Raw genomic sequence first — 26,958 nt, 5'->3', positions numbered from 1 at the left:
GTTTATTAGTTTTTAATCTGACCTCTAATTTCCCCATTTGGAAACTTTATTGAGTGTACATTAATATAAAGATTACCTGAAAGTAACTCATTGGTTATATTTTGAGTTAGGGTAAATGTTTGTTCTATAGGATTTTCAGCAGTCTCAAATGGCATTACTATAATGCTTCTATCTGTCTCCGGGGGAGATTTATGTATGTGAGCAACGGTTGGACTTGTAACATTATGATTACAGGTGACTGTAAAGGTAATTTGATTTTTCTTTAAAAGTGCTGTGCAATAAGCTACTTGACTATTATTTGTAGGTACTTCTTGATCGCTGCTCAAAAAGAATTTAAAAATTTTATCTCCTGGACTAGGGGTAAGATCTTTTTTAGTCGCTGACTGTGCTTGTGAAACTAAAGTTAAATTTATGCTCAGTATTAATAAAAATCCAATGAATGCAATATTAAAGATAGGTCCCAATAATACACATAACCCTTTCATATTATCTCCTATTATATTTTTTATATATTACGCAATATAATTTTTAATAAAAACTGTATAAGTGCATAATTGACAAAAAATATAATATAGATTAGCTAATAATATAAGCTGATCTACCATGCAGAATGGCTAGCTTTTTCAATCTCATCTTTAATAATTTGATTTATTTTATCTCTTAGATCTTGAATCTGGCTAAAAGCCAGCGCTACTAGCAATACTACTTTAACTAGTTCTATTATGATGTACATAATATGATGAGCGGGTAAAGTGATCATTCGAATAATTTGTCCCGCAATAACCATGTGCACAATATGATAAGGACTTGTCATGGCTTCTATGCCATGTACCATAGCCAAAGTTTTTGGATCTAACAAAAAAAACAAAAAAGCAGTTTGAATAGTTAGCAAAATAGCGATACTTATTGTTAGAGAAGTCGTTTTTTTAGATCCCTCTCCGCAATAAGCAGCTCCGATTACTACTGCTGCAAATATAATTTCAACTAAATTCAGTGCATGGAATAGAACATATTCAATCTGAATAGCAGCTGGTACAGTAAGCAGTAGAGCATAGAATTTTAATGGGGTTTCAAAAAAACTAATAGCTAGAATAAAGCCTATCCATAGGATAGTGATTATAAAAGCCCAGCTAAAAATAGGTAGAATACTGATTTTCATTGTTAGGCTAGATCTACTCTTATATTTCACCAAAGAATAAATCGGAGATTATATAATACTTACCACCTACACACACCAAAAATGGAAAGATCTTAAAATTAAAGCAATCAAAAGATAGCCTATTCATAGATTAAATTAAGCACCACACTTTTGGTAAACAGTAAATCGAGCAGTTGTAAGTTTTTTATTTAAAAAATATTTCATATAGATAGAATTAAAGACTAGGACTAGTAGAATTACAAATTTAAATTTTTACTTAAACAAATATTTTTTGCCTAAAAGGTATTATATAAAGTTTGATCTCTGTATAACTAAATGAATTATTCACATTTTTTTATAATTGCTAATTTATTTATGAAATAAGTGATTGAGCAATTAAATCTTTATTAAGATGTTCCAATAGCATTTGTATTTCAGAGTACTCATGGCAATTCAGGATTTGCTGAGTAACTTTTGACAGTTCCTGTTGGTTACTCTTTGCTATAATTTGTTTTACTTCCAGCAGAGAGGAAGGGTGCATACTAAAAGTTCTTAACCCCAGAGCAAGAAGTAGACGAGTATAATGCATATCACCTGCCATCTCTCCACACATAGAAACATTTATATTTCTCTTCTTCCCCGCAGAAATTGTACGATAAATAAGCTGTAGTACCGCTGGGTGTAAAGGCGTGTAGAGATAATTTACCTCATTGTCAATTCGATCAATTGCCAGTGTGTATTGAATAAGATCATTGGTACCAATAGAGAGAAAATCCAGATGCTCAGCAAAGATATCTGCACAAATAGCAGCAGAAGGAATCTCGATCATTGCGCCAATAGGTAAATTAGGATCATACTTTAATCCTTGCCGTTTTAGCTCTTGTTTGCATTCTCTAAGTAATGCTATGGTTTGCTTTACTTCTTGTAAAGTACATACCATAGGTAATAATAACTGTACGGGACCATAAGCTGAAGCTCGGAGAATAGCCCTAAGTTGAGGACGGAAAATACTGGGCTCTCGTAGACAAAGGCGAATAGCACGTAACCCTAAAGAACTAGTGGATATCGGAGCGGAAATAGCATGCTCATCTACTGTTTTATCTGCACCTAAATCAATGGTACGAATAGTAACTGGCGATCCATTTAAAGCATGAATGACCCGAGTATAAGCTTCTAATTGTTCTTCTTCATCGGGAAGTGAAGTACGGTTAATATATAAGAATTCTGTGCGATAAAGCCCTATACCTTCCGCTCCTGCTTGAGTCACTAAGGGTAGCTCTTCAGGTAGTTCAATGTTTGCCTGTAAATTAATGGTCGTCCCTTCTAGGGTGATAGCTCGCTGATTTCTAAGCTTATTAAGTGCAATAAGCCGCTTTTGGCAAGCAATTTTCCTTTCTTGAGATTTTTGAATAAGCAGATCTTGTGCACCTGCCAGTAATATACCTTGCTCACCATCAATGATAATTAATTCATTATCTTGTATATAATCCTGTGCACCTTGTAAACCAACAATAGCGGGAATACCTAAGCTACGGGCAAGAATACTTAAATGGGAGTTGTGGCCACCGTGCTCAGTGACAAACCCTGCAATTTCTTGCTGCTGCATCAAAATAACTTCAGATAGAGTTAAGTCATTAGCAAGTACAATACAATCTTTAAGTTGCCGGGTAAGATAATCATAACCATAATTATCTGGATTGATGAGAATATGCAAAATGCGGTTAATAATATGATTGATATCGCTTTTGCGATCTCTGAGATAAGCATCTTCCATCTCATTGAAGGCGTTCGTTAAAATATCACCCTGTAATTTTAATGCCCACTCGGCATTACAGTGCTCTGTTTGTATAATTTGAATTGGAGCAGTTGTAAACGCTTTATCCTCAAGCATAAGTAACCGCATGTGAATAAAGGCAGTAATATCAGTAGAGATACTCTCAGGGATTTTTTCTAAAATACTATGTAGTTGATTTTTAGCCGCAGCTAACGCAGTTTGATATCTTTGTACCTCTTGATCGAGAAGTGGAGGAGCAAGTGTGTATTTACTAACTTTAGGTTTATCTTGTACTAAAAGATAGGATTTTCCTATACTAATTCCTCGGGAAGCACCAATACCATGTAATTCAAGTGCCATAGTACTTGCCTAGATATAATCTATTTAGGTTAAATTTTTTATTTTTCATTCGCCCTCATCAAAGCGATTATTAATAAGATCTTTAATTTGGGTAAGGGCCTGTTCTTCATCAGTACCAGAGATACTAATTTGTAAGCAAACTCCTTGAGATGCAGCTAGCATCATAATCCCCATAATACTTTTACCATTTGCCTCTTTTTCATTGTATTTAATAGTGACTTTACTTTTAAATCGGGAAGCTAAAGTAACTAATTTAGCTGCAGCTCGTGCATGTAATCCTCTCTTATTAATAATAGTTATGTTATCCTTTAGCATTTTTATTTTTCCTGATTAGCTACATACGCAAAATTCCTTGCGCTCCACCACTGACTGCTTTATCTGTTAGCTCATCTAAGCTTAATTCAGGATAGTTAAGTACTCGAATGAGCATGGGTAGATTTAACCCAGATACGACTTGTATATGATTCTTTTTTACCAAACGGCAAGCAATATTACTAGGTGTAGATCCATACATGTCGGTTAAAATAAGTACTCCATCTCCCCTATTTAGTAAACTGTTTACTAAGGATTGAGCTTGTGCTTGTAATGTATCTAAATTGGATGCACGAGTAACACGTAACAACTCCAGTTGTTGTGGACGATGCTCTAATACATCACTCACGCTATCAAGTAAAGCTAAACCAATATTATCATGAGTGATTAGTAATATACTTACCATCATATTAAATCCCGATGATAGCAAATTACATGGCTATGAATGGGTTGAAAATGTATTTTAAGCTGTTCTACTAAGTAAACCGATCGATGCTGCCCTCCAGTACAACCAATACTTACTGTTAGATAGCTACGATTTGTTTTTTTAAATTCTACTAACCATTGTTGTAAAAAATAGATTAAGTGTTCTTTCATCTGAAGTACTGTTTTATGATTCTCAAGATAAGAAATCACACTTTTATCTTGTCCCGTTAAAGAGCGTAAATGTGGCTCCCAGTATGGGTTAGGTAGACAACGCACATCAAACATAAAATCTGCATCCAGCGGAACACCATGTTTATATCCAAAGGATTGAAATAATAGTGACATTTCCGTTGTTCGATCATTTGCTATATATATATTAATGAGGTGTTGAAGCTGGTATATATTTGTATTAGTCGTATCAATCTTAATATCTGCCCTTTGCGTAATTACTGTAAGTAAATTTCGCTCATGCTGAATAGCTTTGGTTAAAGGAATATCACTTAAGGGATGTTTACGACGAGTTTCGCTAAAACGCTTTAGTAAGGTCGCATCATCTGCATCAAGAAAGATAATGGAGTACTTTACTCCCATTTTTTTAATTTGTTCTAAAATATGAGGAAGATGTGCCAGTTCATGAGAAAAATTACGCACATCAATGCTAACAGCTCCATGAATGTGAGGATTATTCCAATCCATGTTTTCTACAAAGTGAGGGAGTAGATCAACCGGCAGATTATCTACGCAATAATAACCCTGATCCTCTAAGAAATGGAGAACAATACTTTTTCCTGATCCAGATACCCCGCTAATAATTTGTAATTTCATAAAAGCCTATACTTATTAGCGATGCTTAGTTTTTCAAAGTATGCTATATACACTGACGCTGCTCTAGTTCTAAAAGTGAATCATAGCCATTTTGACATAATTGATAATCTTGAACAGCAATTTCTATTATTGAAGCTAATGGTAATCGCTCTGTAATAGGTAGCGTAAGTTGGGTAACTGAAATACCAAGTTGCTCCCATTTTCCTAAATTACGGCTAAGGGGTTCTATCTCTTCGTCCATATCTAAATGGATTACAAAATCAAGAACGTGTTCAAAAATAATAGCTTGCTCCCCGTATATTTTTCTAATATTAACAACACCCAAACCTGGTATTTCAAGAAAATCTTGTAAAATGGGGGAACAGCTACCTATTAATTTTTGGTTATCGCTGTCTTTATGAAAAATAGGTACATCATCAGCAATTAAGTGATGACCTCGTTGAATTAATTCTAAGGCAACACTACTTTTACCTACTCGACTCTCTCCTGTAAGGAGTACTCCTAGGTTAAACATAACAAGCAACACGCCATGAGTCATAATACTATTAGTAGTTAGATTCATGAACCTAAATAATTTAGTACTATAGCACCGAATTATTTAGATACGCTTGATGTACTATCCCATTCTATTAGAGCCTGTAATAATTCTTGAGGATCTTTAACTTCTCGTAAGTATTGGCGTAGTTTAGAGTTGCGAAATAGTGTTGCTAACTGAGCAAGTAAATTTAAATGCTCATCCGTAGATTTTTCAGGTACTAATAGAGCAAAAAATAAACTTACGGGTTTATTATCAATCGCATTAAAATCGATTCCTTCCTTTAAACGGATAAATGCTGCAATAGTATATGGACTACCTTCTATTCGGGCATGGGGAATAGCAACGCCATTGCCAATACTAGTACTTCCAAGTCGTTCCCTGCTTAGTAAATGACTTAAGATATCTGTTACCTCCAACCCATAAGTACCATGGGAAAGTAATTTAGCAAGTTGCTCTAGTACTTGTTTACTACTGCTTGCTGAAAAATCAATAATAACTTGCTCTAGAGTGAGAATTTCAGTGATTTTCATAGTGATTTATATAGTGTTAATAACTATATTTATAAAAGTTTATGAAGATTTTTTTCGTTCGCTAGATGTGGGAATATTCAAAAACTCTCGATACTTTGTTACTGTACGGCGAGATATTTTGATACCTTGTTTTTCTAATACTAGTGCAATAGCATTATCGCTTAGAGGTTTATTTGCTGGTTCTTGTGCAATTAATTTTTTAACTGCAGCACGGATAGCAGTTGAGGAATAACCTTCTCCATTTTCTGTTTTTATACTACTAGAGAAAAAATATTTTAATTCAAAAATCCCCCAAGGGGTGTTCATATATTTATTCGTAGTAATACGAGATACCGTTGATTTATTCATAGCAATAGATTCTGCAACATCGTGTAATACTAATGGACATATATCTATTTCATTTCCATGCTCTAAAAATTTCTGTTGATATTTAACAATACAGGTAGCAGTTTTTAGTAAAGTTTCATTACGAACATGTATTCCCTTAATAAACCAACGAGCATCCTGAAGTTGATTTTTCAAATAACTCTGTGTAGCAGGTGCATTATTATTTTTGCGGGTTAAATCTTTATAGTAGCTATTAATTCTAAGCTGAGGAATAACCTCTAGGTTTAATTCAGTTTTCCAGCGACCATTAGACTTAGTGACATAAACATCGGGAATAATATACTCTATTTTATTAGATTGTACTTGATAGCCTGGATAGGGATTAAGAGAGCGGATCATTTTTAATATTGAATCTAATTTTTCTCTACTTAGCTCTTCCCATATTGGCAATAAGTTAATTTCCCTAATTATTTTTTCATAGTTATGTTCTGCTAAATCAGGCAAATAGCGTAGAACAAGCCACTTAGTAAGGTCTAATAATGGAGTATCAGTTGGATAGCGATTGAGCTGTAATAAAAGACACTCTTTTAAATCCCTTGCACCAATTCCTGGAGGATCAAAATTGTGTACCTTAGACAAAACTGCCTGAACTTCCTCGGATTCAACTACAATATCTGTTTCTATAGTTTCTATTATTTCTTTAAGCGAACTATCTAAATAGCCTTGTTCATTAATTGCATCAATAATTTTACTAGTAATAAAAAATTCTCTTTCACTCGTAGTGTTTAAATAAGCTTGCCAGAGTAGGCATTCTTGTAGCGTCTCTTGAGTGTTTTTAATACTATCTATATCAAAGGGAGACTCATCTTTAGATGGCTTTGGAGATAAAGAGTAATCATAAATATCGCTCCAATTTGCATCTATGGAAAGATCTTCAGGTATATTCTCTTCTAGTAAAGTAGATGTTGAATCTTTAGATTCTTCGTTTTTTACAATATGCTCTTCTTCATGTCCAACTTGTTCTAATAGTGGATTAGATTCCAGCATCTGTTGAACCTCATTTTGGAGATCAATAGAAGAAAGCTGCAATAGACGGATTGATTGTTGTAATTGAGGGGTTAATGCAAGCTGTTGTTTTAATCGTAATTGGAGTCCGGTTTTCATTTTTATTATGATTTTTTAAGTACTAATTATAGATTAAAGTTATGACCTAGATAGACCTCTTTGACTTGCTCGTTATTAAGAATTTCTTGAGGCTCGCCACTAGCAATTACCTCTCCTGCATTCACAATATAGGCATGTTGACAAATGCCTAAAGTTTCTCGAACATTATGATCAGTAATAAGCACGCCAATTCCTCTATTAGTAAGATGGCGAATAATGTCTTGAATGTCTAGCACTGAAATAGGATCCACACCCGCAAATGGTTCGTCTAACAATATAAATTGCGGCTCTACTGCTAATGCTCTTGCAATCTCTACTCGTCTTCGCTCTCCTCCAGAAAGGCTCATTCCTAGCGTGTTCCTTACATGGGTAATATGCAATTCATTCAGTAAACTATCCACTAAGTGGTCACGCTGTGCTTTAGTTAGATTATTTCGTGTTTCAACAATTGCAGTAATATTTTCAGCTGCAGTAAGTTTACGAAATACAGAAGCTTCTTGAGGGAGATAGCTTATACCCAACTTGGCACGACGATGAATTGGATAGTGAGTAATATTATGATGGTTTAAAGAAATTTGTCCCTTATTTGGAGGAACTAACCCTACTATCATATAGAAACAAGTAGTTTTTCCAGCACCATTAGGACCTAATAAACCTACTACCTCGCCGCTTAAAAGCTCGACTGAAACGTCTTTTACTACCCAGCGAGATTGGTAGCATTTTGCAAGGTGATGAGCAGCTAGTTTGCTTATAGATGATCTATCTACTACATGATCCATAAAAATACTTTAGGATGATTCTTCCAGATCATCCTCTTCTTTAAGCCGAATATCACTCTCTTTAACCCAACCCTTTACTGCTTTTCCATTCACAAGGGTAGCAATATGTGCCCAAGGTCCCTGGTGACCGTAAATAACCACTTGAGTTCGTGGTGGAATAAGAGCGGTTTCTTTACCCTTACGATGAGGGCGATCAAGTAATTTTAACCATGTTTTAGTACGCCCATCGGAGAGAGCACCTTCAAGTGCCGGAGGATCTTTTATTTCATATTTCTTTATTTCAGATGGTTTTAATTCATCTTCTGGTATTATCTCTAGGGTACCTTTATTTTTTGTTGTAACTATTGCTTTATTCTCAGGCAGTTTTACATCTTCTTTAGTATTAATATCATCTTTCTCAGGTTTTATTTTAGTCTGAGGTTCTGATAAATTTAAGCCCTCTAATTTTCGATGTTTAGCTTCAATATTAATAAAACGTGAGGCTACCCAACCTTTTAAGGTTTTTCCGCTAATAGTAGCTGTAATTTGGAACCACTCGCCATTCGTCTTAAGAATAGTGATAGGTGTACGCTCTGGTAGTAGAGCTAATATTTTGGCTTTTGTGCTAGCCTCTGATCGAAGATTTAATTTTGTCTTTGTATAGCCATAGCTTTTTATTTGCTCAGAGTATTCTTCATTATTATTAGTATGATTCTCTAAGTTTGTGTTAGTTGGTAAGGAATTTTTAGTTACTTTTTTTTCTTTCTTAGATGTATTTGCTACAGAATCTAGTTTATCTTTTTGGGCAATATTACTTTCCTCATTAGGATAAATCGTTACATGGATACGCCCTGTGCTCGTTCCTTTTTCTCCTCCTTGCCCTTTAACAATGCGGTGCTCAGTATCATACTCTATGTAATCTCCTGTAAAATCATCGTCTCCCTGCCATACATGAGCTTCTTTAAAAAGATAAATCATTGATTTATCAGCTTCATATTCCATGCGTAATGCTTTGGCTTTCGTTTCTTTAGAACCATCACTGGGTAATTGGTGAAACCATGCAGGTTTTCCTACCGCAATCATTTTTTCAATTTTTTTGTTCTCATCATAGAAGATGGTTAAAGTATCAGAATCAATTTTCATATCATCTTGAGTTAGATGAACATCGCCGTAATAGATAGCTGTTTGTTTACGATCATCTAGCTCTCCACGATTGGCATCAATATGAATAGGTTTTTCTTCAGTACTGCTAGAAGCAAGTACGATTTTCCAATTTAAATTTAGAATAATAAGCCCAAAAATAATAAAACTAAGGCTTACCTGTTGATACATAATCCCCTTTAACCTGCGATATTAACTCTACTCGATCTTCATTAAAGTAGAGCCGAGCACCTACCGAATCTGTTCTTCCTGAAGGGCTAAGCATAGTAGTCGGCTGGCTAGTTTCAGCATATTTTTTCTCTAATTCTATCCTTACATTTCTAGTGAAAATTGTCATATCATCCATTTCAATACCATTTTCATCTAACTGGTGAATAACTACCTTTCCTATAAGGAAAATTCTATCACTGTTGCCTTTGGTCAGCCCTCTCTCGGAAATAGCACTCCATTTTGGAGAAATATCTTTCTGATAAAAAACGATATATGGGGTAGTTACATCGATCACATCATTCTCAGAGTAATGAACCATTCTAGGACCACTTAAAGTATGATGTGGTAATCCTTGCTCATCTATTTCAGTGGATATAAAGTTATCCATGAAGTAGTCAATATTATATCTTTTGTTATGTGGATTATAATCAGCTTTTGGGGGTACCGGTTTTTTTATTAAAGCTGTCCAATTTATCAAGAAGATAATAGAAAGGACTGTAACAATACTTCTAAATTGGAATCGGCGACTAATAGTACTGCTCCAATTGGGGTTGTAAGGTACTTTGTGCCTTCATGATGAGTTCACAAACATCACGAGCTGCCCCTTTTCCTCCTATATTGGGGGTTATCCAATGGGCTTGTTCTTTTACTAAAGGGTGAGCATCCTGAACGGCAATTGATAAGCCTACTTGTTTCATAACACCTAAATCTACTATATCATCTCCTACATAAGCAGTTTCATAAGGTTTAAATTTAAGCTTATTAATCAATTTTTTATAGGCAGCTAGTTTTACTTTTTGTCCCTGATATACATAAGCAATACCTAAATCTTTTGCTCTTCGACTGACAACATCAGAAGTACGTCCTGTAATAATCCCAATTTTTATTCCTGTGTTTTGTAGCATTTTCATTCCATGGCCATCTCTAGAATGGAAAACTTTACTTTCTTGTCCATTAGAATTAAAGAAAAGCCCTCCATCAGTTAAAACACCATCTACATCAAAAATAACTAGTTTAATTTTCGCAGCTTTAATAAAAACATCGTCCATAAAATTCAGTTATTATAATTTTCATAAAACACCTGCACGGAGCAAATCATGTGTATTTAAAGCACCCACTAATTTTTGAGTTGAGTATTCTACGACAGGTAAGGCATTGACTCGATAACGTTCCATAATACTTAATGCCTCTACGGCAAGTTGGTCAGGACCTAGAGATTTATAATTCACTGTCATTACTTGTGCGATCAAAGTATGATGAATGTCTATCCCTTGATCTAGAGATCGGCGCAAATCTCCATCAGTAAATATTCCGATGAGCTCTCCTGTATTATTTATAACAGTTGTCATACCTAATCCCTTAGAGGTCATCTCTAGCAAAGCTTGACTCAAAAGATCATGATCTCTAACTATTGGAATATCTGTGCCCTGGTGCATGATGTCTCTAATGTGAAGTAAAAGACGTCGACCCAATTGTCCTCCAGGGTGAGATCGTGCAAAATCTTCTTTAGTAAACCCCCTAGACTCTAATAAAGCAATGGCTAATGCATCCCCCATTGCAAGCGATGCCGTTGTACTTGCTGTAGGCGCTAACCCCAAAGGGCAAGCTTCTTGTGCAACACTAATATCAATATGCACATCCGATATTTTTCCTAAAGTTGACTGGGATCGGCTAGTCAATGCAATTAAAGGAATACCTAAGCGTTTAATTAGAGGAAGCAGCATGCAGATCTCTTCAGTTTCTCCAGAGTTGGAAAGGGCAAGTACTACATCTTTATCAGTAATCATCCCTAAATCACCATGGCTTGCTTCTCCAGGATGTACAAAAAAAGCAGGTGTTCCAGTACTTGCTAGAGTTGCCGCAATCTTACCGCCAATATGACCTGATTTGCCCATGCCCAAAACAATAACTCGCCCAGTACAAGAGAGCATATATTTGCATGCAGCAACAAAGCTACTGTCAATTCTAGTTTTAAGCTCAGCTATTGCTTTAGCTTCAGTTTCAAGAACAGCAATACCTAACTGAATTACTTTAGTATCCATACTTAAAAAGTAAGGATATTGAGGATATTTAAGAAATCAATTTATAGAAAATTCCATGCAGAGGAGAGGTAAAGATCAATTATTAGAAACTAATTTATTACTAGGAATCGCTTCCTCATTAAGATCTGGTTTCTTTTTTAATGGACGTGCAGGAGCAAAGTGCTCTGGAAAAACAGGATCAGTAGGTTTAGAGACTAAAGAATAATACTGTTTAAATAGAAGATTTCTACTTGCAGAATCCTCATCGTCATCACTATCGTCAAAATCAAAATTATCATAAGAATCTTTCGCGGGTACTTTACCATCATGAATTTCAAATTCCCGACGTTGAAAATATGCTTCTCTCATATAAACATAAGGATCTAAGGAGGATTCATCAAGTATATCCTTAGCAGCTAGTAAATTTGCCCTCATGTCTATTGTTCGCACTGCACTGAGACCAAGGCGAATGCCTAGGCTAGGAAAATAAGTGACAGGCCAAGCAGCACCATACATTCCATATCCGATAGCATCTCGAACAGTAGAAGGACCACTCATTGGCATAATTAGATAAGGGCCAGATTTCACCCCCCAAACAGCGAGAGTTTGACCAAAGTCTTCATTATGTTTTTTCATTCCCCCTAAAGATGCCATATCAACAAATCCAACTAAACCTACAGTACTATTTGTAAGCACTCGTGCCATATCAGTGATTCCTCGCTGGAATTTTCCTTGAAGAAAATCATTCACTAGAACAATAACATCATCGATATTATTAAAGAAGTTATGAATCCCCTTTTTAATGGGACCAGGAACAGCCTTTTGGTATCCTTTAGCAACAGGCTTCATAAGAAGGCGATCTGTAACTTCATTCATTTTATAGGCAGTACGATTAAATCGCTCAAAAGGATCTCTAGGATCAGGAGCTGCTATTTTTGTAGTACTACTACAGCCAGCTAATATAGTTATAAGTAGTAATAACCCGCACTTGGTGTGCCATCCTGCTACCGATGTTCTGTTCATAGTTTTATTAAAACCGCCTCAAAAAAGTAACTCTTATACATCTTATCAGACCTAGTTTAAGACATCTAAATATTCTAAAGAACTTTATACAGCATTTCCTGTCTTAACTGTTTTAGTATTATATTAGAACTCTACTTCTAAAAAGTCATTGTTAAAAATTTCTTAAACAACAGATTTTGTACCAGTGTAGATCATATATTGAAGATATAAAATGAACTTCATAAATTTATGCATCTAGAGTACGCAATTAAATGAAAACAAATAAATTTCTAATATAGTACTTATTTAGATTATACCCTATGAAATCTAACAATCCGCTAGTTACAATGCAGAATATGCATTTTTCCAGAGGGGCACGATCCATTTTTAATGGCGTTGATATTAATATTGAAAGAGGAAAAATAACAACAATTATGGGCCCTAGCGGCACTGGAAAAACCACTTTACTTCGCCTCATTGGAAAACAATTATCTCCTACCCAAGGCACCATCGATATAGATGGTCAAAACCTCGCAAATTTATCGAATAAAGCACTATACACATTACGCAAGCGTATAGGTATGCTGTTTCAAAGTAGTGCTTTACTTACTGGACTTTCTGTATTCGACAATGTTGCTTTTCCTTTACGAGAACATACTAACCTATCTAAATCGATGATCAGAGATCTAGTGCTTATCAAACTTCAGGCAGTAGGATTACGCAACGCCCGCCATTTGATGCCCAGTGAGCTTTCAGGTGGGATGGCACGTCGTGTGGCCTTAGCTAGGGCAATTGCATTAGATCCTATGATGATTATGTATGATGAGCCTTTTACTGGGCAGGATCCTATTTCTATGGGGGCTTTACTGCATCTTATCCGCTCTATTAATGATACTCTCGGACTTACAAGTATTATAGTTTCTCATGACGTTCAGGAGGCAGCATCAATTTCTGACTATATCTATATTCTCTCTAATGGTAAAATTATAGATCAAGGCACTCCTGATCAAATTAAAGAATCTACTCAAGAATCTACTAAACAATTTATACAGGGATTACCTGATGGTCCTGTACCGTTTCATTATCCTGGTGAAGACTATAGAAAAGACTTGTTAGATTTGGATAATATAGATGATTTAGATGATGTAGAATAAGAAATTCAAGCTCGTTAACTAGCAAATTTTTATAACTTGAGGATCTTGGTGGTTAAGTTTATTCGCTCTCTAGGTCTATGGGGACTAAGTACTTTCCAGCGTTTAGGTGGAAGTTGCCTCTTTCTGATGAAGCTATTACTAAGTAGCTCTGTTTTGATTTTACGTCCCTTTTTAGTAGCTACTCAAATGTATTCTGTAGGCGTTTTAACCCTGTCTATTATAATAGTTTCAGGTATTTTTGTTGGTATGGTTTTGGGACTACAAGGTTATACTACACTAACAAAATTTGGAGCTGAACAATCTCTTGGAGCTATGGTTTCCTTGACCTTGGTTAGAGAGCTAGGTCCTGTAATTAGTGCATTACTTTTCGCCGGAAGAGCTGGATCAGCACTCACTGCGGAAATTGGATTAATGAAAGCGACGGAGCAATTATCTGCTTTGGAAATGATGGCAGTTGATCCTATGCGTCAAGTTATTGCTCCTAGATTTTTAGCGGGCTGCTTTTCTATGCCTCTTTTAACTGCTCTATTTATTGCAATAGGAGTTATAGGAGGGTATTTTGTAGGGGTAGGCTTACTCGGTGTAGATCAGGGTGCGTTTTGGACTCATATGCAGGACTCTACTGACTGGAGAGGCGACGTATTAAATGGTGTTGTTAAGAGTATTGTATTTGGATTTGTATTAAGTTGGATTGCAGTTTTTGAGGGTTATGATAGCATCCCTACTTCAGAAGGAGTATCTCAGGCAACTACCCGCACCGTAGTATATTCTGCATTTTCAATATTGGCACTAGATTTTTTACTTACTGCATTAATGTTTGGGATTTAGTAACTAAATTATGAAACAATCCACCAGTTTGGAACTTATTGTAGGTTTATTTGTAGCTGCTGGCTTATTAGCCCTATTCTTATTAGCAGTGAAAGTGAGTAATCTTAGTCTTGTTGCAACAGAGAATACTTATCCTATCATGGCTAAGTTTCAAAATGTTGGTGCTCTTAAAGTAAGATCTCGTGTTACTTTGTCAGGAATGACTATTGGTCGAATTGCATCAATAGAGCTTGATCCTAAAACTTATGACGCTAAAGTAATAATGCAAATTGAATCTAAATACAATTATCTTCCTGAAGATACTGGTGCAAGTATTTATACTGCAGGGCTATTAGGGGAACAATATATTGCCTTAGATCCAGGCGGATCTGAAACTGTTTTAAAAAGCGGGGATGAAATTACTTTAACACAGCCAGCACTAGTATTAGAGAGATTAATAGGTCAGTTTCTCTATAAAAAAACAGCTGAAGGAGATAATAATTCTTAATTCTAAATCAGTAGAAATTTTTAATACTTTTTATATTGATTAATTTAGAAAGAAGTTAAGTGTCTTATAAAATTGAAACAACTTCTACCAAGAATTTTAAAATTATAGGTGTACTCACTTTTGATACTGTAATCAATGCTGGTGAAGAGGGCATAGATTTATTTGAGTTTGTAAATGATATAAGAGTTGATCTACAAGAAGTTACACATATAGATAGTGCTGGTCTTGTCTTACTTATCTCTTGGATGCGCTATGCTAGATTAAGAAACAAATCTCTTCAATTTTTAAACGTATCGGAAAAGATATTAGCACTTGCAAAAGTCAGTGATCTTGATCAAATTATCCCTTTCAGCTAAGAATTAATATTTGCAGCTATAGCTTTGGAATTACTTTAAATGGACGCTAATACAATTAAACATATGATAGAATCCGGGTTACCCGGTGCTAAAGTCGCAATCTATAGTGAGGATAATCACCATTTTGAAGCATTTATAATTCATGCGGGGTTTAATGGAAAAACCTTACTTGAGCGGCACCGTATGGTTTATGGGACTTTAGGAAATAGTTTTCAATCTAATCTACACGCACTGTCACTTCACACTAAAACTCCAGAAGAAGAAGGTTAGTACAGTAGCTTATTTGTTTCCCTATTACCATGACTACTATTATTGTAGGTAATATGGTTTGGATAAACTACTAATTGCAGGTGGTACCCCTATAAACGGGGAAATTAGGATATCGGGTGCTAAAAATGCTACTCTCCCTATGCTTGCTGCTGCCTTGCTTGCAAGCACACCTATAGAAATCTGTAATATTCCGCACTTACAGGATGTGACTACTACTATAGAGTTACTTGGGTTAATGGGGGCTGTTTTTACAGTAAATGATGATCTCAATATCCAAATAGATACTAGCACATTAACTCAATTTAGTGCACCTTATGAGTTAGTGAAAACTATGAGAGCTTCTATTTTAGTGTTAGGACCACTCTTAGCGCGGTATGGTAAAGCAGATGTTTCTTTACCAGGTGGCTGTGCTATAGGTTCTCGACCCATTAATCTTCATATCCACGGGTTACAAGCTATGGGTGCAGATATTACCATTAAAAATGGCTATATTCATGCTAGAACCCACGGACGATTAAGGGGGGCTAAAATATTAATGGATCAAGTATCTGTAACAGGTACTGAGAATTTAATAATGGCAGCTACTCTAGCTAATGGAGTTACGATTATTGAAAATGCTGCTTGTGAACCAGAAGTCACGGATTTAATCCACCTTCTCAATAAGATGGGAGCAGAAATAACAGGAGTAGGAACTACTACTTTGACAGTTGAAGGTGTCTCTACACTTAATGGTACAAAATATACTGTGCTCCCTGATCGTATTGAAACAGGTACCTATTTGACTGCTGGTGCACTTACCGGTGGAAAAGTGAAACTTAAAAATACTGATCCAAAAATTTTGGATGCAGTATTATTAAAACTAGAAGAAGCGGGTGCAGAAATTGATACAGGGGTAGATTGGATTTATTTAGACATGAAAGGAAAACGACCTAAAGCGGTAGATGTATGTACTGCTCCTTATCCAGCTTTTCCTACTGATATGCAAGCTCAATTTACTGCACTTAATGCTGTAGCAGAGGGTAGTGGCGCTATTACAGAGACGATTTTTGAGAATCGCTTTATGCATGTTCAAGAACTCCAACGTATGGGAGCAGAAATTAATTTAAGAGGAAATACTGCAGTCACTAAAGGAGTAAAGAATTTAACAGGAGCACCTGTGATGGCCACCGATCTGAGAGCTTCTGCATGCCTTGTTTTAGCAGGATTAGCTGCACAAGGAACTACTATTGTAGATCGTATTTACCATATTGATCGAGGTTATGAGTGTATTGAAGAGAAACTACAAAATCTAGGTGCAAACATTAAGCGAGTTTCAAACTACACTGTTAGTGATATTTATTCAATTTATGGCTAAATCTCTTAGGCTTGCAATCTCTAAAGGTAGAATTTTTGATGAAACACTACCACTTCTGGCTGCTAGTGGTATCTACCCTATAGATGATCCTAAAACAAGTAGAAAACTTGTTCTAGATACTAATCGAGATGATCTTAAATTAGTTATCATTCGTGCCACTGATGTACCTACTTATGTAGAATATGGTGCTGCTGAGTTAGGGATTACTGGTAAAGATGTATTATTAGAACACTTAGGAAATGGATTGTATGAGCCTTTAGATCTTAAAATAGCTTGCTGTCGGATGATAGTAGCAGGTAAAACAGAAATACCTCCTAAGTTTAGTTATTTACGTATTGCAACAAAATATATCCATAGTACTCGTCGTTTTTATGCTCAACAAGGACAACAGGTAGAACTGGTTAAACTTTATGGATCCATGGAACTTGCCCCTCTAGTTAACCTAGCAGATTGTATAGTAGATTTAGTAGATACGGGTAATACTCTTAAAGCCAATGGATTAGTGCCATGGGAGCATATTGCTCATATTAGCTCTCGATTAATAGTTAATAAAGCAGCTATGAAAATGGCATATCAGCAACTTAAAGAGTTTATTCATCTTATGACAATTGCAGTGGATAAGTATCATGGCTAATATTAGCCGACTTAAGATCGATCAAGCAGATTTTTGGAAAGTTTTAGAACAAAAACTGGCTTGGAATAGTGTAGCTGACGAAAATATAGTGAGCATAGTACAGGATATTGTTAGGGAAGTCCGCTCTAAGAAAGATAAGGCATTACTAGAATATACTTATAAATTCGATCATGTCACTGCCTCTTCCGTAGCAGATCTAGAAGTCCCTATGGATACTATAGAGGCATCTCTATCCGCCCTCCCTATAGATCAGCAAGAAGCATTAAAAACAGCAGCTCAGAGAATTACCCACTATCATCAACACCAAAGGCAGGAATCTTGGATTTATACAGAAGCAGATGGTACGGTACTAGGGCAGCAAATTACTCCTTTAGATCGAGTAGGACTCTATGTTCCAGGAGGAAAAGCTGCATATCCCTCATCAGTACTTATGAACGCTCTTCCAGCGAAAGTAGCAGGGGTGCCTGAACTCATAATGGTAGTTCCTTCGCCTCATGGAGAAATTAATAGATTAGTACTTGCCGCTGCTGCTGTAGCAGGTGTCGATCGAGTATTTACAGTTGGCGGTGCTCAAGCTATTGCTGCCCTTGCTTTTGGTACGGAAACCATCCCTAAGGTAGATAAAATTGTGGGTCCTGGTAATATTTACGTAGCTACTGCTAAAAGCATAGTATTTGGACAGGTAGGGATCGATATGATTGCAGGTCCGTCCGAAATTTTAGTGTTTTGTGATGGAAAAACTGATTCAGAGTGGATTACAACAGACTTATTTTCTCAAGCAGAGCATGATGAAGATGCACAAGCTATATTACTATCTACAGATAAGAATTTTCTTGATCAAATAGAAAGAACGATAGAAAAACTACTACCTACATTTGAACGGCATAAAATTATTGAGACCTCTTTAAAAAATAGAGGAATGCTGATTGAAGTAGAAAACGTAGATCAGGCATTAGAAATTATTAACTTTATTGCCCCTGAACATTTAGAGCTTTCTGTAGAGAATCCTCAAGATATAGCCTCTCATGTTCGTCATGCCGGTGCTATTTTTATGGGTCGATATACTGCTGAAGCTTTGGGGGATTACTGTGCAGGCCCTAACCATGTATTGCCTACTTCTCGTACTGCTCGTTTTGCCTCTCCCTTAGGAGTCTATGATTTTCAAAAACGATCTAGCTTAATTCAGTGTTCGCCTAAAGGTAGCCAAAATTTAGGAAAAATTGCCTCTATTTTAGCAAGAGGGGAGGGATTAACTGCTCATGCTCGCTCAGCAGAACACCGTTTTTAATGACTAATGATTTTATCACTCAATGGGTTCGTCCTGAAATTAAAGCACTTTCTGCTTATCACACGGTAGATCCAGGGGAGCTAATTAAGCTAGATGCGATGGAAAATCCCTACACATGGCCTCCAAGTCTTATTACTGCTTGGTTAGAAAAGCTAAAGACTGCAAATATTAATCGTTATCCGGATCCACAATCGCATCACCTAAAATCAAAAATTCGCTCTTATTTAGACATACCGGATGATATAGATCTTATTCTGGGTAATGGCTCTGATGAGCTGATTCAAATGATACTGTTTGCAATAGCAGGAAACCATACCATAGTTGCCCCCGATCCTACTTTTGTAATGTATCGGCAAATCTCCCTAATGCTAGGATTAGAATATCAAGGCATACCGCTACACCAAGATTTCTCTTTAGATCTTCCCTCGATGTTACAAGCTATCCAAGCAAAAAATCCTGCAGTAATTTTTCTTGCCTACCCGAATAATCCTACAGGCAATCTTTTCGATCCCAAAGAGATAGAAAATATTATTGAAGCAACTTCTGGGTTAGTGATAGTAGACGAAGCCTATACTGCTTTTGCAAAAAAGACACTTATTCCCTTGCTTAATCGGTATAAAGATCAATTGTTAGTCATGAGAACGCTCTCCAAAATTGGACTGGCAGGGCTGAGATTAGGGATTCTCGTAGGTAACCCAGATTGGATTGAAACGCTAGAGAAAATTCGCCTTCCTTATAACATTAATCAACTTACTCAGATTAGTGCTGAATTTGCTTTGACTCAAACGGAAATTTTGGATAAACAAACAAATCTTATTTGCTTACATCGAGCTCAATTATTTAATGAATTATTAAAAATACCAGAGATTCGTGTTTATCCTAGTGATGCAAATTTCATTCTTTTCCGTACTCCGCTTAATCAAGCAGAACATATTTTCTTATCAATTAAGAAGCAAGGAATTTTAATTAAGAACCTTTCAAACTATGGAGGAGTACTTCAAGATTGCTTGAGAGTGACTATAGGCACTGAAAAGGAAAATACTGCATTTTTAAAGGCATTAAAAATTGCTCTTACTAGTATTAGCTAAAAATATAAATACCTCAGATTATTATATCTAGTACTAAACTTTGTAAATCCTATAAACGATAAGATCGGGCTTATACCTATTAAGCTAGAACTATTAGGTTCAGATATAGCAATAACAGATTGAGTAGCCTTTAAACACAAGTTCTGCAAAGTCTGTAAATTTAATTTTGCCTATAAACAATTCATTTCCTAAGTCAGGATTATGTTAATTCACCAATAAATCCGTAACTACATGTGGGATAGCAACCTTGGTGAGTACTACTTTTTGTTAATATACGGTCACTAAGCCAGTCTGGATTTTAGATAACAAAAGACATTGAAATTTAAATATTGATTTATAAAAATGGTTTTGCTAAAGTTCGATAAATCTTACCAATAGAGGAAATAAAAATGTCTAAAATGAAATGGATTGGAGAAAATTTAAGCTTTGGTGGGCTGATACGCAATGCAGGTAGTGGGCTTGGTACACTTACTAAAGTTACTGTAGAAGGCACAGGAATGGTAGCGAGCTTATTCATAGATGATCCAGAAGAAAAACAAAAAATACAAAATACCTGTACAACTATAGGAGAATCAATCGATTCTGATATTAAAGAATGTAGTGCTATAGTAGGTAAGGGAGTTGATTATGGGGTACAAAAAACTAGTGCTGGGGTTGGTTATGTAAGTGGAGAAGCTGTAAGATTAATGGGTGCTGATGAAGAAACTGTCGTACTTGCACAAAAAATTGGTACGCTTGCTAGTGCTGTTACTGTAGGTGTTGTGGTTGGTGGTGGGATTGCCGATGCAGCAATCGCTGCAGGAGCGGCTGCCGGTGCTACAGGAGCAGCTGCAACTACTAGTGGACTAGCAGCACTAGGTGGTGGTTCCATTGCTGCTGGTGGTGGGGGTATGGCAGCAGGACAGGCTGTAGTGAATGGCATTGTCGCAGCAGGCGGTGTATCTGGTGCAGCAACCTTAAAAGATAATGATTCTGCCTAAATTAAAATATAGACTAAGTAGTCATTCGGACAGAAATTGAGGAAGTACTTAGTTAATTAGAATGACTAGCTTTATTTATTTCAGGTATGGAAAGGTGGGCAAAATAAAGAAAAATTTATTTTGCCCTTAGATAGAATAGTGATTATCTATTTATTATGCTCTGCACTATGGGTGTAATACCATAAGGTAGAGTTAAAAATAACCGCACCTAATATATTACCGATCGTCACTGGAATTTCATTCCATAGCCACCATTGAGCAACGGTTACTTTTGCACCTGAAAGAATACCCATGGGGAAGGCAAAGAGGTTGACCACTGCGTGTTCAAAACCTAACGCAAAAAAGGTACCAATAGCAATCCACATCATCACTACTTTACCAATCATACTATGGGATGTTTTAGCCATAATAGGTCCTAAACTCACCAACCAATTACATAGGATTCCCATACCAATAGCAGAACACCATCCAACTACTGGACCGTAATTCATATAGGCAGCTTTATGCTCAGCTACTTTGACGATTGCGGTAAGTAACAGAGGTGGCTCTTCAGATCCAAATTTTGTTAGAGATCCCCAAAGAAGCACAGCAAAAAATAGACCTCCTAAGATATTGCCTATATAAGTTAATCCCCAGTTGCGAGCTAAGCCTCTTAGGCTAACAGTACCCGCATATACCCCAATAGGCATTACTGAGAAGCTTCCTGTTGCCATTTCAAGACCTAAAACAGAAAGCATGACATAACCTACTGGAAACATAAATCCAGCAATAGTACTTGGTGCTCCTTGAGCAGTAAGTAAATAGGCAAAACAAGCACCATAGGCTAAAAAGGGTGTACATAAAAACCCACGTATTAAGATATGATGATTTGCTAGCTTATCTTTTACTGCCGCATCGGCTGCCAAATCCCGACCCATCTGAGCAGGATACACAATATCGTTAATATCTTGATGCGAGTGAGAAGCATGGTGATGCTTGTGTTTATGATGGTCGTTGTTATGACTATTATGATGTTCTTCATGATAATCGCTACTTTTGGTAGGATTATTGCCATGTATATCATCTACAGTAGTGCTCATAAACTTTTAATCTCCTTATTATTTCCTAGTAAATTAATTTTTTAAGTAGTGTAAGGTATAGTCTAGAATATGGAAAATTCCAAGAAAGAATAGGTAGAGAAAAAATTCTACTAATAAAGTCTCATTTAAAATTCAGAGATTATTTATAGAAAAGCACAATAAAAAAAGGGAGGTTAGAAAATATCTATCCCCCCTTTTTATTTAGATTAAGTAGAAATCTATTTAAATTACTGCATATTGATAGTTTCTCCTAACTTTTCTCGCTTTTCTATTTCTTGTACATGTATCCATGCTTTAATGCTAGCAATGACTAAAGGAAAGGCACCAAAAACAATAAATACTATGTCTCCGGGCAATCTCAGCCATTCTAGTAAGCGAGCACCTTCACTAGCGGTATAATCAAGACTACGAGCATGCCAATAACCATTCTCAAGTACATCCCATATTTGTAGCGCACCTCCGGGAAATAGGCTCATGATAATCATCATGGCAAGCCCTATATTACATCCCCAGAATGAAATTCTAAAATAATTTTCAAGATGCTTATCCCAAAAATCATCATCTACAGTATGACGGATTGAAAATGTCATTAAGGCAATAGCAAGCATTCCAAATACGCCCATCATTGCAGGATGACCATGGGTAGGAGTCATGATTGTGCCTACTTCATAGTAACTTATAATAGGTAAGTTTACTAAGAAGCCGAAAACTCCTGCTCCTAAGAAATTCCAAAAACCTACTGCCATCAAAAAATGAAAAGTTCGAATATGATGCACTGTAGGGGAGGTAAATTCAAATAAGGGCTCAAAGGCATCTTCACGGCGAGTAGTCTTTATAAACTTCCATGCATCTAGCGTAAGTAATGTAAGGGGTACCACCTCAAGCACAGAGAATAATCCAGAGAGTGCCATATTAAAATGAGTTTGACCATTAAAGTACCAATGGTGGCCTGTACCGATTAATCCACCAAGGAAAAATAAAATAGCGTCTAAATAAATAACCCTCAGTGCAGTATTGCGAGTTGTTAAATTCAGTCTATAGAAAATAAAAGCAACAATTGTAGTAGCAAAAAATTCAAAAAAACCTTCTACCCATAGATGAATAATCCAAAAACGCCAAGTATCTACTACAGTAAAATGGCTTCTTTCATCATAAAAAAGAGCAGGTACATAAAATACAGGAATGGCAAGAGAGGCAACTAAAAACATCCTTGCTAAAGGGCGAGCATCTGGATTATCTACATTTTTAGGACGGGCAATCCAAAAAAGTAACCCAAACCATGCAAATAACCCAATCACCATTAAATATTGCCAAATTCGTCCTAGCTCCAAGAACTCCCAACCTTGATTACCAAGTAAAAACCACCAATCTCCTAGTTGATTTTCTATCCCTAGCCACTCGCCTAACAGGCTTCCTCCAATCACAATAGCAAAAGCCACAAATAATATATTAATCATTGTGGCTAATCCTTGAGGCTCATGAATCCTTAAGGTTCTTGCTAAAAAGAGAGCTGCAGCAACAAAAGAAGTTGCAATCCAAAAAATAGCCGTTTGTAAGTGCCAGGTACGCATTAAATTACTAGGGAAAATGCTTTCTAATTGAAACCCATAGAAATCCCCAGGTTCAGCACGATAATGGGCAGTTACACCTCCTACTAAGGTTTGCATTAAAAAAAGTAATGCCACTACCACGAAAAACTTTACCAACGCTCTTTGACCAGGACTATCTTGGCTAGGCAAATAAGGAGGGCGTACTGTGGTTTTTAATCCAGTCCACCCCAGTAGATCTTCATACCGACCTGCTGCGAATAATACACAACCCGTACCGATAATAATGACAATTAAACTCATAGCACTCCATAACAGTGCACCAGAAGTGGGTATATTACCTACACTAGGATCATAGGGAAAATTATTGGTATAAGAAAAGTTTTTACCTGGCCGATTAGCTACTGATGCCCAAGCAGACCAATAAATAAAAGAGGTAAATTGACGAATCTCTTCAGTGTCAGTAATTAAATTTGGTTTAAGCCCTCCATTATCTTTAGGATCTTTAAAATAATTTGCCCAAAACTCAATTTGATGGCGATACGCTACTATCTCAGCAGCAGTTAATATGAGGACATCTTTAGCTGCATCATAAGCGTTTGTCTTTAGTACAGTAGCAGTTTCTGCTTGTATACCACTACGCTCAACATTTTCTAATTCATCGATATTTTTATCGTAGTACTCTTTAGCAAGTTCTGCGGCTACTTCCTCACCAATATGGTGTAACGCAGCAGCAGAATAGTCTGGACCAAGATAGCCTCCATGGCCCCACACACTGCCATTATCCATTAAGCCGTATTTTAAAAAAATAGTTTGGCCGTCTTTAATATCATCGCCTGTAAAAATCACCTCTCCTTGAGAGTTAACTACCTTTCCTGGGATAGGCGGAGCATTACGGTAAGCCAACCCAGTAATGATAAATAGCATTGTAAAGCCAAAAATAACTATAATAAGTAAACTGCGCATCCACCACGGAGATAAGGATGCACTTCCTTTATTTATTGTATTCATTGTTTTTAATTGCTCCTATGCTAAAAAGCAGTTTTTATAACTAATAGTCACTTATTTTGATTTAAAAAATTTTGTTAGAGAATAAGAATAAATATATATATAAAGATATATTATAAATACATTTTTATAAATGTATACTAATTCCTGAGATTTGGTACTCAAGTGATTTCATTTCGTATTTTTCTATATAGATATCATTCTGGTATTCTCATTATGAATAATATCTAAGCTATACTAATGGCATACAGAATAATAGCAATTTTAGATAGTCTTAAATAAAAATGATTGATCCCAAGCTACTTAGAAATGATCTAGAAAATACTGCTGCCCAGCTTCTAAGACGCAATTTTATTTTGGATACTGTCACCTTTTCTACACTAGAGGCTAAACGCAAACATATTCAAGCACATACTCAGGAATTACAAGCAGAACGTAATCTGAGGTCTAAAGAAATAGGTCTAGCAAAAAATCAAGGTCAAGATATTGCTCCACTTCTTGCTGAAATTGCAAATTTAGGAGATCAATTAGATCATACTAAAGCAGAGTTAGAGCAAATCCAATCACAATTAGATGTTGCAGCTATAGGTATTCCAAATATCCCAGATTCAAGTGTCCCTGAAGGGAGAAATGATCAAGATAATGTAGAAGTAAGATGTTGGGGTGGTTCACCCACCTTCCATTTCCCCCCTAAAGATCATGTGGATTTAGGTGAACATTTGGGTATGAATTTTGAAACTGCAGCAAAAATTAGTGGAGCTCGATTTTCTACACTTATTGGTCCCTTGGCTTCTCTGCATCGGGCCTTAATTCAAATGATGCTAGATACCCATATTGATGAGCATGGCTATCGTGAAGTTTATGTACCTTATATGGTAAATCAAGATTCACTATATGGCACGGGACAGTTACCTAAATTTGAAGAAGACTTATTTAAAATTGAAGGTAGTAAATATTATTTAATTCCTACTGCTGAAGTTCCTATAACCAACCTTGCGCGTGATGAAATTATCCCAGCAGAAAAGTTACCCTTAAAGTATGTAGCCCATACCCCATGTTTTCGCAGTGAAGCAGGATCCTATGGAAAAGATACTCGAGGGATGATTCGCCAACATCAATTTGAAAAAGTTGAACTAGTACAAATAGTACGTCCTGAAGATTCTTGGAAAGCCCATAAGGAACTTACTTCCCATGCAGAAGCTATTTTGCAAAAACTTGAATTGCCCTATCGGGTTATGAATCTTTGCACTGGAGATCTTGGTTTTGCCAGTAGCAAAACCTATGACTTAGAAGTCTGGCTACCTGGGCAACATGCCTATCGAGAAATTTCCTCCTGTAGTAATTTTTTAGACTTTCAAGCGCGTAGAATGCAAATTCGTTGGCGAGATCCAGAAACTCAAAAACCTACATTAGCTCATACCCTTAATGGCTCAGGTCTTGCGATTGGGCGTACTCTCGTAGCAGTTATGGAAAATTATCAACTCGCTGATGGATCTATTGAGATTCCAAAAGCGTTACGTCCTTATATGAAGGGTATTTCTAAAATTCATCCTTCTTTCTAAAAAATATATACACAGGTATTAGGATATTTCTTAGCAAAAATAGCGACTAGGTAGGATAAGTGACTGAATTATCTACAATACAATACATTGCAGTTTGGGTATTACCAGTACTTTTCGCAGTGACTGTTCATGAAGTGGCTCACGGCTGGGTAGCACTTCAGCTCGGAGATCATACCGCTCAATCCATGGGGCGCTTAACTTTAAATCCTTTACAGCATATTGATCCTGTAGGCACTTTAATTGTCCCTGGTATTTTACTTTTTCTAGGGGGGATAGCTTTTGGTTGGGCTAAACCAGTACCCGTATCATGGGATAGGTTACGTCGTCCAAAACAAGATATGGCAATTGTAGCTATCGCCGGGCCTATCGCTAATTTAATTATGGCTATTTTATGGGCTTTAATAACTCGCTTAGGAATGAGTGTAACCGAAAGCCTACCAATACTTGGTATTCCCCTTGCTTACATGGGTACTGCAGGTGTATTTATTAATACAATTTTAATGATAGTTAATTTAGTTCCGTTACCTCCTTTAGATGGTGGAAGAGTATTGGTAGGATTACTTCCAAACTCACTTGCCTATAGGGTAAGCCGAATTGAACCCTATGGTATTTTATTACTGCTAGTTCTACTCCTTACAGGAACATTATGGTTTATTCTTTGGCCTTTAGTCAGTCAATTCGTATCTATATTAGTATCTCTAGTTGGTATTCCAGAGTGGGAATTCACTAGAGGATTAGCAGCTTTACTTGGATCACATTAATTTTAATTTAAAGGAA

29 protein-coding genes are annotated in these 26,958 nt (G+C 36.3%); 12 read left to right on the top strand and 17 right to left on the bottom strand.

Features of this window, described 5'->3' with window-relative positions; translation table 11 throughout:
- Positions 1-5 precede the first annotated feature (5 nt).
- The 15 genes from NSCAC_RS07810 to NSCAC_RS07740 all read right to left on the bottom strand — a co-directional run bounded on the left by NSCAC_RS07810 (position 6) and on the right by NSCAC_RS07740 (position 12,567).
- Positions 6-485 (bottom strand): CHRD domain-containing protein, encoded by a 480-nt coding sequence (locus tag NSCAC_RS07810; RefSeq protein WP_197744248.1) that lies wholly within the window; start codon positions 483-485, stop codon positions 6-8.
- Between the two features lie 113 nt (positions 486-598).
- Entirely contained in the window at positions 599-1,159 is a 561-nt protein-coding gene (locus NSCAC_RS07805; protein ID WP_197744247.1) for a hypothetical protein, read from the bottom strand.
- Positions 1,160-1,511: 352 nt separating this feature from the next.
- Positions 1,512-3,272 (bottom strand): phosphoenolpyruvate--protein phosphotransferase, encoded by a 1,761-nt coding sequence (gene ptsP / locus NSCAC_RS07800; RefSeq protein ID WP_197744246.1) that lies wholly within the window; start codon positions 3,270-3,272, stop codon positions 1,512-1,514.
- A gap of 45 nt (positions 3,273-3,317) precedes the next feature.
- On the bottom strand, positions 3,318-3,587 hold the full coding sequence (locus tag NSCAC_RS07795; RefSeq protein ID WP_197744245.1) for an HPr family phosphocarrier protein: 270 nt from the start codon (positions 3,585-3,587) through the stop codon (positions 3,318-3,320).
- Positions 3,588-3,606: 19 nt separating this feature from the next.
- On the bottom strand, positions 3,607-3,993 hold the full coding sequence (locus tag NSCAC_RS07790; protein ID WP_197744244.1) for a PTS sugar transporter subunit IIA: 387 nt from the start codon (positions 3,991-3,993) through the stop codon (positions 3,607-3,609).
- The gene (rapZ, locus tag NSCAC_RS07785) at positions 3,990-4,835 is read right to left on the bottom strand and encodes an RNase adapter RapZ (protein WP_197744243.1); all 846 of its coding nucleotides are present in this window, start codon (positions 4,833-4,835) and stop codon (positions 3,990-3,992) included. Before rapZ ends, NSCAC_RS07790 begins: the two co-directional genes overlap by 4 nt.
- A 43-nt stretch (positions 4,836-4,878) precedes the next feature.
- Positions 4,879-5,397 (bottom strand): HPr kinase/phosphorylase, encoded by a 519-nt coding sequence (locus NSCAC_RS07780; protein ID WP_197744242.1) that lies wholly within the window; start codon positions 5,395-5,397, stop codon positions 4,879-4,881.
- Between the two features lie 32 nt (positions 5,398-5,429).
- Positions 5,430-5,903, bottom strand: a complete 474-nt coding sequence (locus tag NSCAC_RS07775; protein ID WP_197744241.1) for a PTS sugar transporter subunit IIA — start codon at positions 5,901-5,903, stop codon at positions 5,430-5,432.
- A gap of 39 nt (positions 5,904-5,942) precedes the next feature.
- Positions 5,943-7,394, bottom strand: a complete 1,452-nt coding sequence (locus tag NSCAC_RS07770) for an RNA polymerase factor sigma-54 (RefSeq protein WP_197744240.1) — start codon at positions 7,392-7,394, stop codon at positions 5,943-5,945.
- Positions 7,395-7,420: 26 nt separating this feature from the next.
- On the bottom strand, positions 7,421-8,173 hold the full coding sequence (lptB, locus tag NSCAC_RS07765) for an LPS export ABC transporter ATP-binding protein (protein ID WP_232085920.1): 753 nt from the start codon (positions 8,171-8,173) through the stop codon (positions 7,421-7,423).
- 9 nt (positions 8,174-8,182) lie between these two features.
- Entirely contained in the window at positions 8,183-9,484 is a 1,302-nt protein-coding gene (lptA, locus tag NSCAC_RS07760; protein ID WP_197744239.1) for a lipopolysaccharide transport periplasmic protein LptA, read from the bottom strand.
- A complete protein-coding gene (gene lptC / locus NSCAC_RS07755; protein WP_197744238.1) occupies positions 9,462-10,001 on the bottom strand; it encodes an LPS export ABC transporter periplasmic protein LptC in 540 nt (179 codons plus the stop codon). Before lptC ends, lptA begins: the two co-directional genes overlap by 23 nt.
- Before the next feature lie 49 nt (positions 10,002-10,050).
- Positions 10,051-10,572 carry a 3-deoxy-manno-octulosonate-8-phosphatase KdsC gene (gene kdsC, locus NSCAC_RS07750; RefSeq protein ID WP_197744237.1) on the bottom strand — a complete coding sequence of 174 codons (522 nt, stop codon included), beginning with the start codon at positions 10,570-10,572 and terminating at the stop codon, positions 10,051-10,053.
- A 21-nt stretch (positions 10,573-10,593) separates the two neighbouring features.
- Complete coding sequence (locus NSCAC_RS07745) at positions 10,594-11,565, bottom strand: KpsF/GutQ family sugar-phosphate isomerase (RefSeq protein WP_197744236.1); 972 nt, start codon at positions 11,563-11,565, stop codon at positions 10,594-10,596.
- Positions 11,566-11,640: 75 nt separating this feature from the next.
- A complete protein-coding gene (locus NSCAC_RS07740) occupies positions 11,641-12,567 on the bottom strand; it encodes an MlaA family lipoprotein (protein WP_197744235.1) in 927 nt (308 codons plus the stop codon).
- Between the two features lie 299 nt (positions 12,568-12,866).
- Here NSCAC_RS07740 and NSCAC_RS07735 point away from each other — a divergent pair, with 299 nt between their 5' ends.
- From NSCAC_RS07735 to NSCAC_RS07690, 10 genes are all read left to right on the top strand, one after another.
- Positions 12,867-13,700, top strand: a complete 834-nt coding sequence (locus NSCAC_RS07735) for an ABC transporter ATP-binding protein (RefSeq protein WP_197744234.1) — start codon at positions 12,867-12,869, stop codon at positions 13,698-13,700.
- A 48-nt stretch (positions 13,701-13,748) separates the two neighbouring features.
- Positions 13,749-14,528 (top strand): lipid asymmetry maintenance ABC transporter permease subunit MlaE, encoded by a 780-nt coding sequence (gene mlaE, locus NSCAC_RS07730; protein ID WP_197745356.1) that lies wholly within the window; start codon positions 13,749-13,751, stop codon positions 14,526-14,528.
- A 10-nt stretch (positions 14,529-14,538) separates the two neighbouring features.
- Positions 14,539-15,015: an outer membrane lipid asymmetry maintenance protein MlaD gene (mlaD, locus tag NSCAC_RS07725; protein ID WP_197744233.1), complete on the top strand. Its 477-nt coding sequence runs from the start codon at positions 14,539-14,541 to the stop codon at positions 15,013-15,015.
- Between the two features lie 59 nt (positions 15,016-15,074).
- Positions 15,075-15,371, top strand: a complete 297-nt coding sequence (locus tag NSCAC_RS07720; protein WP_197744232.1) for an STAS domain-containing protein — start codon at positions 15,075-15,077, stop codon at positions 15,369-15,371.
- 39 nt (positions 15,372-15,410) lie between these two features.
- Positions 15,411-15,641 carry a BolA family protein gene (locus tag NSCAC_RS07715; RefSeq protein WP_197744231.1) on the top strand — a complete coding sequence of 77 codons (231 nt, stop codon included), beginning with the start codon at positions 15,411-15,413 and terminating at the stop codon, positions 15,639-15,641.
- Positions 15,642-15,699: 58 nt separating this feature from the next.
- Positions 15,700-16,995, top strand: coding sequence for a UDP-N-acetylglucosamine 1-carboxyvinyltransferase (gene murA, locus NSCAC_RS07710; protein ID WP_197744230.1), 1,296 nt, complete (start codon positions 15,700-15,702; stop codon positions 16,993-16,995).
- The gene (gene hisG, locus NSCAC_RS07705; RefSeq protein WP_197744229.1) at positions 16,988-17,629 is read left to right on the top strand and encodes an ATP phosphoribosyltransferase; all 642 of its coding nucleotides are present in this window, start codon (positions 16,988-16,990) and stop codon (positions 17,627-17,629) included. The genes murA and hisG overlap by 8 nt, the downstream gene beginning before the upstream one ends.
- A complete protein-coding gene (hisD, locus tag NSCAC_RS07700) occupies positions 17,622-18,917 on the top strand; it encodes a histidinol dehydrogenase (protein ID WP_197744228.1) in 1,296 nt (431 codons plus the stop codon). Before hisG ends, hisD begins: the two co-directional genes overlap by 8 nt.
- Complete coding sequence (hisC, locus tag NSCAC_RS07695; RefSeq protein WP_197744227.1) at positions 18,917-20,005, top strand: histidinol-phosphate transaminase; 1,089 nt, start codon at positions 18,917-18,919, stop codon at positions 20,003-20,005. Before hisD ends, hisC begins: the two co-directional genes overlap by 1 nt.
- 389 nt (positions 20,006-20,394) lie before the next feature.
- Positions 20,395-20,985 carry a hypothetical protein gene (locus NSCAC_RS07690; protein ID WP_197744226.1) on the top strand — a complete coding sequence of 197 codons (591 nt, stop codon included), beginning with the start codon at positions 20,395-20,397 and terminating at the stop codon, positions 20,983-20,985.
- 146 nt (positions 20,986-21,131) lie between these two features.
- Here the strand turns inward: NSCAC_RS07690 and NSCAC_RS07685 are convergent, their stop codons facing one another.
- Positions 21,132-22,064, bottom strand: a complete 933-nt coding sequence (locus NSCAC_RS07685; protein ID WP_197744225.1) for a formate/nitrite transporter family protein — start codon at positions 22,062-22,064, stop codon at positions 21,132-21,134.
- Positions 22,065-22,291: 227 nt separating this feature from the next.
- A complete protein-coding gene (locus tag NSCAC_RS07680) occupies positions 22,292-24,622 on the bottom strand; it encodes a nitric-oxide reductase large subunit (RefSeq protein WP_197744224.1) in 2,331 nt (776 codons plus the stop codon).
- 281 nt (positions 24,623-24,903) lie between these two features.
- Between NSCAC_RS07680 and serS the strand changes: the two genes are divergently transcribed.
- Both serS and NSCAC_RS07670 read left to right on the top strand, forming a co-directional pair.
- On the top strand, positions 24,904-26,181 hold the full coding sequence (gene serS / locus NSCAC_RS07675; protein ID WP_197744223.1) for a serine--tRNA ligase: 1,278 nt from the start codon (positions 24,904-24,906) through the stop codon (positions 26,179-26,181).
- Between the two features lie 59 nt (positions 26,182-26,240).
- Positions 26,241-26,942, top strand: coding sequence for a site-2 protease family protein (locus tag NSCAC_RS07670; RefSeq protein WP_197744222.1), 702 nt, complete (start codon positions 26,241-26,243; stop codon positions 26,940-26,942).
- Positions 26,943-26,958: the final 16 nt, after the last annotated feature.

The organism is Candidatus Nitrosacidococcus tergens, from assembly GCF_902810445.1.
Classification (GTDB): domain Bacteria; phylum Pseudomonadota; class Gammaproteobacteria; order Nitrosococcales; family Nitrosococcaceae; genus Nitrosacidococcus; species Nitrosacidococcus tergens.
The sequence above is the reverse complement of the archived record's forward strand: the minus strand, read 5'-3'. Positions and strand labels throughout refer to the sequence as shown.

Bases quoted from the DNA above. Each gene is read 5' to 3' on its own strand.
- NSCAC_RS07810 (WP_197744248.1), bottom strand. From the start codon at position 485: ATGAAAGGGTTATGTGTATTATTGGGACCTATCTTTAATATTGCATTC.
- NSCAC_RS07805 (WP_197744247.1), bottom strand. From the start codon at position 1,159: ATGAAAATCAGTATTCTACCTATTTTTAGCTGGGCTTTTATAATCACT.
- ptsP (WP_197744246.1), bottom strand. From the start codon at position 3,272: ATGGCACTTGAATTACATGGTATTGGTGCTTCCCGAGGAATTAGTATA.
- NSCAC_RS07795 (WP_197744245.1), bottom strand. From the start codon at position 3,587: ATGCTAAAGGATAACATAACTATTATTAATAAGAGAGGATTACATGCA.
- NSCAC_RS07790 (WP_197744244.1), bottom strand. From the start codon at position 3,993: ATGATGGTAAGTATATTACTAATCACTCATGATAATATTGGTTTAGCT.
- rapZ (WP_197744243.1), bottom strand. From the start codon at position 4,835: ATGAAATTACAAATTATTAGCGGGGTATCTGGATCAGGAAAAAGTATT.
- NSCAC_RS07780 (WP_197744242.1), bottom strand. From the start codon at position 5,397: ATGAATCTAACTACTAATAGTATTATGACTCATGGCGTGTTGCTTGTT.
- NSCAC_RS07775 (WP_197744241.1), bottom strand. From the start codon at position 5,903: ATGAAAATCACTGAAATTCTCACTCTAGAGCAAGTTATTATTGATTTT.
- NSCAC_RS07770 (WP_197744240.1), bottom strand. From the start codon at position 7,394: ATGAAAACCGGACTCCAATTACGATTAAAACAACAGCTTGCATTAACC.
- lptB (WP_232085920.1), bottom strand. From the start codon at position 8,173: ATGGATCATGTAGTAGATAGATCATCTATAAGCAAACTAGCTGCTCAT.
- lptA (WP_197744239.1), bottom strand. From the start codon at position 9,484: ATGTATCAACAGGTAAGCCTTAGTTTTATTATTTTTGGGCTTATTATT.
- kdsC (WP_197744237.1), bottom strand. From the start codon at position 10,572: ATGGACGATGTTTTTATTAAAGCTGCGAAAATTAAACTAGTTATTTTT.
- NSCAC_RS07745 (WP_197744236.1), bottom strand. From the start codon at position 11,565: ATGGATACTAAAGTAATTCAGTTAGGTATTGCTGTTCTTGAAACTGAA.
- NSCAC_RS07740 (WP_197744235.1), bottom strand. From the start codon at position 12,567: ATGAACAGAACATCGGTAGCAGGATGGCACACCAAGTGCGGGTTATTA.
- NSCAC_RS07735 (WP_197744234.1), top strand. From the start codon at position 12,867: ATGAAATCTAACAATCCGCTAGTTACAATGCAGAATATGCATTTTTCC.
- mlaD (WP_197744233.1), top strand. From the start codon at position 14,539: ATGAAACAATCCACCAGTTTGGAACTTATTGTAGGTTTATTTGTAGCT.
- NSCAC_RS07715 (WP_197744231.1), top strand. From the start codon at position 15,411: ATGGACGCTAATACAATTAAACATATGATAGAATCCGGGTTACCCGGT.
- hisG (WP_197744229.1), top strand. From the start codon at position 16,988: ATGGCTAAATCTCTTAGGCTTGCAATCTCTAAAGGTAGAATTTTTGAT.
- hisD (WP_197744228.1), top strand. From the start codon at position 17,622: ATGGCTAATATTAGCCGACTTAAGATCGATCAAGCAGATTTTTGGAAA.
- hisC (WP_197744227.1), top strand. From the start codon at position 18,917: ATGACTAATGATTTTATCACTCAATGGGTTCGTCCTGAAATTAAAGCA.
- NSCAC_RS07690 (WP_197744226.1), top strand. From the start codon at position 20,395: ATGTCTAAAATGAAATGGATTGGAGAAAATTTAAGCTTTGGTGGGCTG.
- NSCAC_RS07685 (WP_197744225.1), bottom strand. From the start codon at position 22,064: ATGAGCACTACTGTAGATGATATACATGGCAATAATCCTACCAAAAGT.
- NSCAC_RS07680 (WP_197744224.1), bottom strand. From the start codon at position 24,622: ATGAATACAATAAATAAAGGAAGTGCATCCTTATCTCCGTGGTGGATG.
- serS (WP_197744223.1), top strand. From the start codon at position 24,904: ATGATTGATCCCAAGCTACTTAGAAATGATCTAGAAAATACTGCTGCC.